The organism is Streptococcus suis, assembly GCF_029616525.1.
Lineage (GTDB): Bacteria > Bacillota > Bacilli > Lactobacillales > Streptococcaceae > Streptococcus > Streptococcus suis_AF.
In genome coordinates, this window is record NZ_JANFME010000011.1 from 60,061 (window position 1) to 69,090 (window position 9,030).

The 9,030-nt window shown below is 45.5% G+C and carries 8 protein-coding genes; 6 read left to right on the top strand and 2 right to left on the bottom strand.

Annotated features, from left to right (window positions below; all coding sequences use genetic code 11):
* Nucleotides 1-53: 53 nt before the first annotated feature.
* On the top strand, nt 54-938 hold the full coding sequence (locus NOL38_RS05975; RefSeq protein ID WP_052501957.1) for an ABC transporter ATP-binding protein: 885 nt from the start codon (nt 54-56) through the stop codon (nt 936-938).
* Entirely contained in the window at nt 935-3,277 is a 2,343-nt protein-coding gene (locus NOL38_RS05980; protein WP_277941671.1) for a hypothetical protein, read from the top strand. The genes NOL38_RS05975 and NOL38_RS05980 overlap by 4 nt, the downstream gene beginning before the upstream one ends.
* Before the next feature lie 43 nt (nt 3,278-3,320).
* Here NOL38_RS05980 and def read toward each other — a convergent pair whose 3' ends face one another.
* Entirely contained in the window at nt 3,321-3,935 is a 615-nt protein-coding gene (gene def / locus NOL38_RS05985; RefSeq protein WP_023371605.1) for a peptide deformylase, read from the bottom strand.
* A 129-nt stretch (nt 3,936-4,064) separates the two neighbouring features.
* Here def and NOL38_RS05990 point away from each other — a divergent pair, with 129 nt between their 5' ends.
* The 3 genes from NOL38_RS05990 (at nt 4,065) to NOL38_RS06000 (ending at nt 6,609) form a co-directional block, all read left to right on the top strand.
* On the top strand, nt 4,065-5,228 hold the full coding sequence (locus tag NOL38_RS05990; RefSeq protein WP_277941672.1) for an MFS transporter: 1,164 nt from the start codon (nt 4,065-4,067) through the stop codon (nt 5,226-5,228).
* Between the two features lie 107 nt (nt 5,229-5,335).
* A complete protein-coding gene (locus NOL38_RS05995; RefSeq protein ID WP_277941673.1) occupies nt 5,336-5,890 on the top strand; it encodes a GNAT family N-acetyltransferase in 555 nt (184 codons plus the stop codon).
* Nucleotides 5,881-6,609 carry a pseudouridine synthase gene (locus tag NOL38_RS06000; RefSeq protein WP_277941674.1) on the top strand — a complete coding sequence of 243 codons (729 nt, stop codon included), beginning with the start codon at nt 5,881-5,883 and terminating at the stop codon, nt 6,607-6,609. The genes NOL38_RS05995 and NOL38_RS06000 overlap by 10 nt, the downstream gene beginning before the upstream one ends.
* Before the next feature lie 40 nt (nt 6,610-6,649).
* Here NOL38_RS06000 and NOL38_RS06005 read toward each other — a convergent pair whose 3' ends face one another.
* Nucleotides 6,650-7,231 carry a xanthine phosphoribosyltransferase gene (locus NOL38_RS06005; protein WP_277941675.1) on the bottom strand — a complete coding sequence of 194 codons (582 nt, stop codon included), beginning with the start codon at nt 7,229-7,231 and terminating at the stop codon, nt 6,650-6,652.
* 217 nt (nt 7,232-7,448) lie between these two features.
* On the opposite strand from NOL38_RS06005, the gene NOL38_RS06010 reads away from it, so the two are divergent.
* A complete protein-coding gene (locus NOL38_RS06010) occupies nt 7,449-8,759 on the top strand; it encodes a nucleobase:cation symporter-2 family protein (RefSeq protein ID WP_277941676.1) in 1,311 nt (436 codons plus the stop codon).
* Nucleotides 8,760-9,030 lie beyond the last annotated feature (271 nt).

The following is a 9,030-nucleotide window of genomic DNA, read 5'->3' on the forward strand; positions in this document are numbered from 1 at the left end:
GCTGATGAAAGTCTGCTACACCGCTCTGCCATTTCCCAAAGAAAGGAGTTTCTATGCTAAAAGTAGTTGATGTCTGTAAGCGATACGGTGCCCACCAGGTCTTGTCCTATGTGTCCTTTGAGTTGCAAGCGGGGGACTTGGTTGCCCTAGTCGGTCCCAATGGTGTGGGAAAATCCACTCTGTTGAATATCATCAGCAACACAGAAACCGCTGACCGTGGGTCGGTAACCATCAATGGTCGTCCCAATAGTGACCGAGCGATTTTTCAAGATATGTCTGTCATGTTGGATGCCCAAGCCCTTTATCCACAGTTGACGGGTTATGACCATCTGACCTATGTGGCTGCCACCCACAAGCTGGGGAAAAAGGAAGTGGATGGGCTGGTGGAAGAATTGGGGATGGGCTACTATGTCAAAAAGCGGGTGGCTGGCTATTCCATGGGCATGAAGCAGAAATTGCTCTTTGCCATGGCTGTACTTCCCAAGCCCAAGCTCTTGTTGCTGGATGAACCCCATATCGGCTTGGATCCAACCAATATCATTCAACAGCGGGAATTTCTTCTAAACCTACAAGCAGAAGGGGTTGCCATTTTGCTTTCTTCACACCATCTGTCGGAGATTGAGAAGCTGACTAATCAGGTTTATTTCCTCAAGGCCAGCAAGTTGATTGCCACAGAAGTGGAGTTAACGGCTGATTATGATTACCATCTTGCTGTGGAAAACTCCAAGCAGGTTCAGGAATTTTTACGGGATTATCCTCAACTCTTGTGGAAAAAGGCAGAGCAGGGTCTGGTGGAAATCTTCTTGCCTGAGAGAGATTTGCTAGATTGTTTGGATCGTATTCCAATCCAGCAGGTGGCTGGTCTTACAAAAGCCAGCGACTATATGGAATCCCTCTATCGTGATCTCTACGTGGAGGAAGGTGGTGAGGGAACATGAGGCTGAACTTTGAAATCAAGAAAATTCTCTGGTCACCTCTCTACTGCTTGCTCGTGCTGGGTTTTCTGGGTCTGGCCTACCTTCCTATTTCTCAGCGCCAAGTCCACCAAGCGACCTATGTGGAAACTTATAAAGAAGAACTGAGTGAATTGGCTAGTGTCTTGGCAGATATAAAAATTGAGGAGGGGTCAGAAGAAACACCGCGGATGGTGGGCTTGAAATCCGATATAGAAAGTGTCGGTCAGGCCTTGGATGAGGGAAAGTTTGAAGCTATCCCCAACTACCGCAAACTCATGTATCAGGATTTGGACTATTTTATCAGTCGCAATCGACAGCTTTTTCAAACGCGGCAATCCTTGACGCTTAGTGAGGTCGAGCGTTTGGCCAGATGGAATGACTGGTTGCTTGCCTACCAATTGCCTGATGGTCCTGAAAACAAGGCCTGGTCAACAGGGCGTATTGTTCAAGCCTACTTAGAAAGTTTGTTTGGTTTTCTTCCTGTATTTTTGGTGCTTGGTTTTCTACTTGCCAATCAGCTGGCGGAAAAGACATTTGCGCATCAAGTTTGGCAGTTGCGGCAATGGGATAGTCTGAGTTTGCAGGGGGTCAGGCGTTTGGCTGCTTCCTTGCTTTCGCTTCTGCTGGCTGTGGGGATAGGTTTGCTCTTTATCCTGGTCTATGATGGGCTGACAGGTCAGTTGGATCCATCTAGTTTTCAAGCTCCTGTTGAGATTTTGGGTCAGAGTCAGTTGATAGGCTCTTGGCTTTACGGGCTTATCTTGCTTGGTTTTTGGCTAGTCTTGCTTCTAGCTGTTCGCCTACTTTTTGGATTTTTGGACCACTTGTTAGCCAGTCGGCTGACTTTTGTGGTGACGGGGTTACTGTTAGCTCTGGGGCTTTCCTATCAGGCAGGTGCAGTAGCAGGTTGGTCAGGTCAAATTCTGCCCTTGCTTGCCTTTCCTGGTTTTTTAGACACAGCTGCATTTTCACAGGTCTTTGTAGCGGTGGATGTCTTGCTCCTGCTGACCATTGGGCTTTTCCTTGCTTATTATGCGCTGACAGAAAAGAAAAGGCTGGTCCTGACCGTGGGGCATCAGAAGGAGTTAGACACAGGGCGTTTGGACAAGGCTTGGTCTTTTGATGTTCTCATCCTTAGTCGGCTCAATTCTTGGAAGGGGCTCGTCTTAGGAAACTTGCTCTTAGCTCTGCTATTTTCCTTACTGACGGGACTAGAAAAGCAAGAGGTTGCCCAGGAGGAGAGGGTTTCGATGGAGTTGGTTGCCCATTCCTATGAGCAAGATGGGGTCTATGTGGAGAGTTTGCAGTCGGAAATCAACCGTCTGAGGCAGTTGGTCAAAGAGGACGCGAGCTATCAGGAGGAGTTGGAGCTGAGGGTTAGTCTCTTGCAAGAATACCGTGTCTATAAGGACCTCTATGTTAAGCAATGGCAGGTATATCAGGCCAATCCCAAGGCTCTGCCCGCTAGTCACCTTGCTATGCTGGAGGCAGAGCAGGTCTATCTATGGGCTAGAGAGGAGAAGGCTTTTGCCAATGGTGATATTGGGGCCAGCCAGACAGTAGATAATCTTCGTCGTTATCAGACCCGCAATCAGGTCAGTCAGTATTACTGGCAGCAGCTGATGGAGGCTGGGGTGCCTGCGACCAAGCGGGGCAAGGATGTCATTTTGCCCAGCTTGGAAAATCGTTTTGATACCAATGCTGCCTTGGTTCCAGTAGATGATCCCTCCTGGGACCGTTCCAGAGATTTGTCGGGTATCGGCAGCCTGCGCTCTCTTTTTGATGGTCCGACCTATTTGGTGGTGCTCTTGCTGGCGGTTTGGATTGGCAGTCGGGGCAAGGCGGTGGAGGTTGCTGGAAAAAACTGGCGTCTCTATCAGACCCAGCCTGTGGATTTGCGTCAGGTTCTATTCACCAAGTGGTTGCTGGGACTGGGGCAGGCACTAGAATTTACAGTGTTCTTTCTCGTTAGCCTTTTCCTAGTCAATAGTCTGGTCGGAGGAATCGGTTATCTGGAAGATGGCCTTATCTTGCTTTCCCATTCGGAGAGGGATATTTTTCTTGAACTCCTGATGGGACAAGAACTCTGGGCTTGGTTCCTGCCCAATACTCCTTATCTCTTGTGGATGGTGCTTGGCTTGCTTGTCTTGGAAATTGTTCTAGTCAGTCTCAATCATCTTTTGCAGGTTCGGTTTTCAAATCGCTTAGTGGTATTCATCCTATTAGCTGGTTTGCTGGCTCTGCTGGACTACCTCCTCTTTCAAGACCTGATTTTGGATGGGCAGGAGGTCTTTAGGCAGTTAGCTCTGCTATTTTCATAAAAAAGAAAAACTGGCTGAAAATTTTTCAGTCAGTTTCTTATGTTTATTCAATTACCAACATGCCTTCTTTAACGGCAAATGGGTGTTCTGGGTCAATGCGGTCGTAGAACATGACACCGTTGAGGTGGTCGATTTCGTGTTGGACCACGATGGCATTAAAGCCTTTGAGTTTGATACGGTGTGTTTCTCCATTTTTGTCCATGTAATCAACAGTCACGCGCGCGTGGCGGACTACGTAACCTTGGACTTCGCGGTCAACGGATAGGCAGCCCTCGCCCCCTTCCATAGCTGCTTCTTGGACAGAATGTGCCACGATTTTAGGGTTGTACATGACCTCTTGGAGGGAGTAGGCTTGGGCAGGTGGGTTGCCTTCCTCATCTTCTGGATTTGGGACTAAGACAGCAATGATGCGTTTGGAAACGTCAATCTGAGGTGCTGCTAGACCAACTCCGCCACGGAGTTTCATCTTCTCTGCCATAACAGGATCCTGGGAATGCTTGAGGAATTGCATCATTTTTTCGCCTAAAATAATTTCCTGATCAGATAGAGGAAATGCAACTTCTTCGGCAACTTGGCGTAGGGTTGGGTGCCCTTCACGGATGATGTCATCCATGTCAATCAAATGGGCAGCTTTTGTCAATCGTTCAATAACAGACATGATTCTCTCCTTTGAATATAGTTAAGATAAGTATAGCATGAAATGGGAGAGAATAAAAGTCGGACTTTTCTATCCATTCGCTTTCAAATCTGCTATACTAGTAAAAGACGAACGTTGAAAGGGAGAAAAATGAAAAGAATTTTAGAAAAAGCCAGTTTGCTGGCCCTATCCACCATGCTGGTTTCGACATTCGCTGTCTCGCCAGCTATTCCACAGATGATTGAGCATTTTGCCCAGCAGGGAATTGCAGCGGCCCAGGTGGAAAACTTAATTACGGTGACCTCTTTTGCTATTATGGTTACTCTATTGGCAAACGGGCTAGTTGTCCGTTTCTTGTCTGAACGAAACATTATCATTGCAGGGCTTTTGCTTATGGCCATCGGTGGAGCTTTGCCCATGTTTCTAACTGCTTATCCTCTGATTTTATTGGCTCGCATCTTGCTTGGTTTGGGGATTGGCTTAATCAATGCGCGTGCTATTAATATCATCGGTAATTTTTTCACCGGTCAGGAGCGGGTGCAGATGATGGGCTTGCGTGGTTCAGCAGAGGTTTTGGGAAGTGCAGGGCTTACCCTCCTTGTCGGTTGGTTGACCCAGTTTGGTTGGCAACCTGCCTTCTTGGTCTACCTTTTTGCCTTGGTCATCTTGGCTCTCTTCCTTATTTTCGTACCCAAGGAGGAATTGCTGGCTCGCATGGAGGTAAAGGTTGAGGAGAACGCGCCCAAGGTCAAACTGGACAAGACCATGTGGATGATGGGAATTTATCTGGCATTCTTAGCCTTCTTTGTTATCAATGTCAATACCTTTCTGACCATTCGTATTCCTCAGATTGTTTTAGCCAAGGGCATCGGTACTGCTCAGCAAGCCAGTCTCATTCTCAGTCTTATGCAGGTCATGGGGATTGTAGCAGGGACGGTCTTTAGTAGCCTGGTTGGTCGTTTGAAGGGTTGGCTTTTAGCTGTTTCCTACGTGGTCTTTGGACTCGCGGTTGTCGGCATTGCCTTTGCGGATAATCTCTGGGTGCTGGGACTCGGTGGCATGGTGTCAGGATTTTTCTACAGCATCATTCTAACCATTGTCTTTAGTCAGGTAACAGACCGTGCACCCAAGGCCTTGCTCAATGCGGTCATGACAATCGTCCTTATGGGCTGCAATATCGGCGGTGCGACATCTGCTGTCTTACCGACTTATCTGGAAAAACTCAACCCAACCCCAACAGGTGCCTTTGGTATTTACGCCATCGGCTGTGCCTTGATAAGCGCAGGCTTGATTTATAAACAACTGAAGAAGTAGGAGCGGATTTCCGCTCCTTTTTGGTATAATATTCTTATGTTAGAAAATAACCGCTTAAATGAATTAATACTACGTTTTCCCGAGGATGTTCAGTTGATTTTAAGGACATGATTCCCTCCTATCAGTTGGGCTATGTGGATTATGTTTATCAGACAGATAGTTACGCCACCCAAAACCGTCGGATTAAAAATTTAGCAAAAAATTTCCGAAGAATGGATTATTTTTACATCATGCCCCTGCCCCAGGATCTGGCATTGGAAATTGCTAACCAATGGCGCTATCAACCACCTTTGGATGCCTATACGATTAGTGCAAACCCCGAGACTTATGCTGAGATGATCTCACCAGAGGCGCGTGGGGACCGCTTTTTTGCAGTCATCCGCAATGCCGCCCTCATGGGCTATTTCTGTATTGACCAAGATGGCGAGACCGTTGACATTCATTTGGGTATGAAACCTTCTTTGATGGGGCAGGGAAATGGCAGAGCTTTCTATCAGGCTATTGAAGACTATTTAGTAGAGCATGTTCAGCCGGCTAGTATCAAACTGACAGTTGCTAGCTCTCATCAAGTTGCCCAAAAACTCTTTCGTGCTCTTGGATTTACAGAAATAGAAAAGCAAGCAGCATATATCAAAATGGAAAAGAAAGTCGTATGCGATTAGATAAATTTTTAGTGGATTGTGGTGTTGGCAGTCGGACAGAAGTCAAGAAACTCCTGAAAAACAAGCAAGTCACAGTCAACGGCCAAGTAGAAACCTCCCCAAAACAGCAGATTGATGAAAAGTCAGATCAGATTGCACTAGCAGGTCAGGTCCTTAGTCATGAAACCTTTGTTTACTATCTGTTAAACAAGCCCAAGGGTGTGATTTCAGCCACGGAGGATGACCGTCATCGGACTGTCTTGGACCTGCTAGATAATACAGCTCGCCAGAAGGAAGTTTTTCCAGTTGGACGCTTGGACATCGATACCCATGGTCTCTTGCTTTTGACCAACAACGGTCAGCTGGCTCATGCCATGCTTTCTCCGAAAAAGCATGTTGATAAACTCTACCGTGCACAGGTTGACGGGATCATGACCCAAGAGGATGTCGAACGATTTGCGGCAGGAATTGAGCTGAAAGACTTTACCTGTCAGCCAGCCCAGTTGACTATCTTGGAGATGGATGAGGTTAAACAGACCTCACTGGTTGACATTACTATCCGAGAAGGGAAATTTCATCAGGTCAAACGCATGGTGCAGGCCTGTGGAAAGACGGTGACAGACCTACAACGATTGACCATGGGGCCACTTGAGATAGATCCGGCGCTGGCTCTTGGAGAATACCGCAGGTTGACTGCTGCCGAATTAAAGCAATTAGAGGTCTTTGGTGTGGAATTATAGATAAATAGAAGGACTTGCTCCCGATTGGAAGCAAGTCCTTTTAAATATCCGCAGGTGCAAAAACAACCTGTCCATCTTGGAATTTTTCAATACGAGCGAGAGAAGTAACAGGTACACCTGCATCTATCAAGACTTGGCGGCCGTCTTGGAAGGACTTCTCGATGACGATACCAACGCCAATTACCTGAGCTCCGGCCTGTTGGATAATGTCAATCAAGCCTTTAGCAGCTTGTCCATTGGCCAAAAAGTCATCAACGATTAGGACACGGTCCTCAGATGACAAAAACTTGCTAGCAATAGAAACGGTGCTAGTAACTTGCTTGGTAAAGGAATAGACTTCGGCGGTCAAAATGCCTTCGGTCATAGTAATATTTTTATGCTTTTTAGCAAAAATCATTGGTACATCTAGGCTTTCTGCAACATAGACGGCTGGTGCAATACCCGAGGCTTCGATCGTGACAACCTTGGTAATTTCTTTAGAGCGATAGGCATCTGCCAAGACATGCCCCATTTCTTTCATCAAGCGAAAATCAACCTGATGGGTCAAGAATGAGTCAACTTTTAAGATGTTTTCTCCTAATACCTGACCATCTTTTAAAATGCGTGCCTCCAAAGCTTTCATATTTATCTTCTCCTCCAAATGATACTTTTGTGTATTATAGCATTTTTTTGCCAAAATCAAAACAATAAACGAATTTTTGTGTTGAGATATTGTGTAAAAGAAGAGGAAACAAGATGTAAATACGAACGTTTTAGAAAATATTCGTTAAAATATATTGAACTTGTTCATGTTTTCTGATAGACTAATACCATTATTTAGGAATAAAGAAGGAGAAATCATGTCTCAGAAAATAACAAATGAACATTCTTCGGATATGCTTTACGGAATTGATGAACAACCACCAAAAGGGATGGCTGTTTTGCTTGCTTTTCAGCATATTTTAGCAGCTTTTGCAGGAATCATCGCAGTTCCTCTAGTCGTTGCAAGTGCCTTAGGATTGTCAGTCGAAGATACTTCTATTATGGTATCAGCCTCTATCTTTGTTGCTGGTATTGCTACCATTTTGCAATCTAAAGGTGTTGGGCCAGTAGGTTCACGTGTCTCTGGTATGATGGGGACGGACTTTACCTTTGCCAACCCAGCCATCAGTGTTGGTAGCCAGTTGGGAATTGCTGGTATCGTAGGAGCAACTATTGCTGGTTCATTTGTAGAAATTGCTCTCAGTCGTTTTGTCAAACCCTTGATGCGCTTCTTTCCGCCTTTGATTACAGGGACTGTTGTATCCCTCATCGGTATTACCCTGATGCCAGTAAGTATGGACTGGGCAGCTGGTGGAGCTGGCGCTTCAGACTATGCTTCGGTTGAAAATATCGGTATTGCCTTTATCGTCTTGGTCTTCACCTTGGCTTTAAATCATTATGGTAAAGGAATGCTGAAAACAGCGTCTGTCTTCTTTGGGATGGTTTTTGGCTACATCTTGTGTATTTTTCTTGGAAAAGTAGATATGTCTGCTGTTGGAGAAGCAGCCTGGTTTGCTCTTCCTAAAATTTTCCATTATGGTGTAAAATTTGACCTATCTTCTATTCTAGCCTTCATTCCAGCTTATGTTGTATCCTTGATTGGTACGGTGGGGATTATGATGGCCATCGGTGAAGCATCTAATGAAAAAATTTCATCCGAGCGTGCTGCCAATGGTGTTTTGGCGGATGGTGTTGGTTCCATGATTGCGGGTGTTTTTGGAGCTGGTCCAAATACAGCCTTCTCACAAAATGTTGGTCTCATTACCTTAACAAAAGTTGCTAGTCGCCACGTCATGATTCTAGCCGGTATTATTCTTACTTTACTTGGTGTCTTTCCAAAATTGTCTGCCTTGATTTCCATCATGCCCCAGCCTGTTCTTGGTGGTGTTGGCATTATCATGTTTGGTTTGGTAGCTGCCCAAGGAATTAAGACTCTTGCAACTGTAAAAATTGGTGACCGTGAGCTCCTGATTATTTCCATTGCTTTTGCGCTTGGGATTGGAGTGACTGTTCGTCCAGAATTATTGAGTCATCTTCCATCAGCTCTTCAAATGGTCTTCTCATCTGGTATTTCAACAGGGACCTTGGCTGCCTTGGTGTTAAATCTGGTGTTAAAAGAGGAAAAATAAGAGTTATTTTATTAGTTTGCTTAGATGAAAAGAGAAGGCTGGGCAAAAAGCCCAGGACCACTACTCAGAGTTCGTGTCAACATCTCAGCGCAGTGGTTGATTGGCAGATTTGTTCGTGTTTTACACTCCAAATCTGGTCTAATCAACTGTGTGGGGGTGGGAAAACGAACTCTTTTTATCTTGGTCGAGTTCTTATACGAAAACTCAAAAGAATGCAAAAACTCCCTCCCTATGATATAATCAAAGCGAAAAATTTTTTATGTTAGGCTAC

Coding starts and splice junctions, on each gene's coding strand:
- NOL38_RS05975 (WP_052501957.1), top strand. CDS start 54: ATGCTAAAAGTAGTTGATGTCTGTAAGCGATACGGTGCCCACCAGGTC.
- NOL38_RS06005 (WP_277941675.1), bottom strand. CDS start 7,231: ATGAAAGCTTTGGAGGCACGCATTTTAAAAGATGGTCAGGTATTAGGA.
- NOL38_RS06010 (WP_277941676.1), top strand. CDS start 7,449: ATGTCTCAGAAAATAACAAATGAACATTCTTCGGATATGCTTTACGGA.
- NOL38_RS05990 (WP_277941672.1), top strand. CDS start 4,065: ATGAAAAGAATTTTAGAAAAAGCCAGTTTGCTGGCCCTATCCACCATG.
- NOL38_RS06000 (WP_277941674.1), top strand. CDS start 5,881: ATGCGATTAGATAAATTTTTAGTGGATTGTGGTGTTGGCAGTCGGACA.
- def (WP_023371605.1), bottom strand. CDS start 3,935: ATGTCTGTTATTGAACGATTGACAAAAGCTGCCCATTTGATTGACATG.
- NOL38_RS05995 (WP_277941673.1), top strand. CDS start 5,336: ATGATTCCCTCCTATCAGTTGGGCTATGTGGATTATGTTTATCAGACA.
- NOL38_RS05980 (WP_277941671.1), top strand. CDS start 935: ATGAGGCTGAACTTTGAAATCAAGAAAATTCTCTGGTCACCTCTCTAC.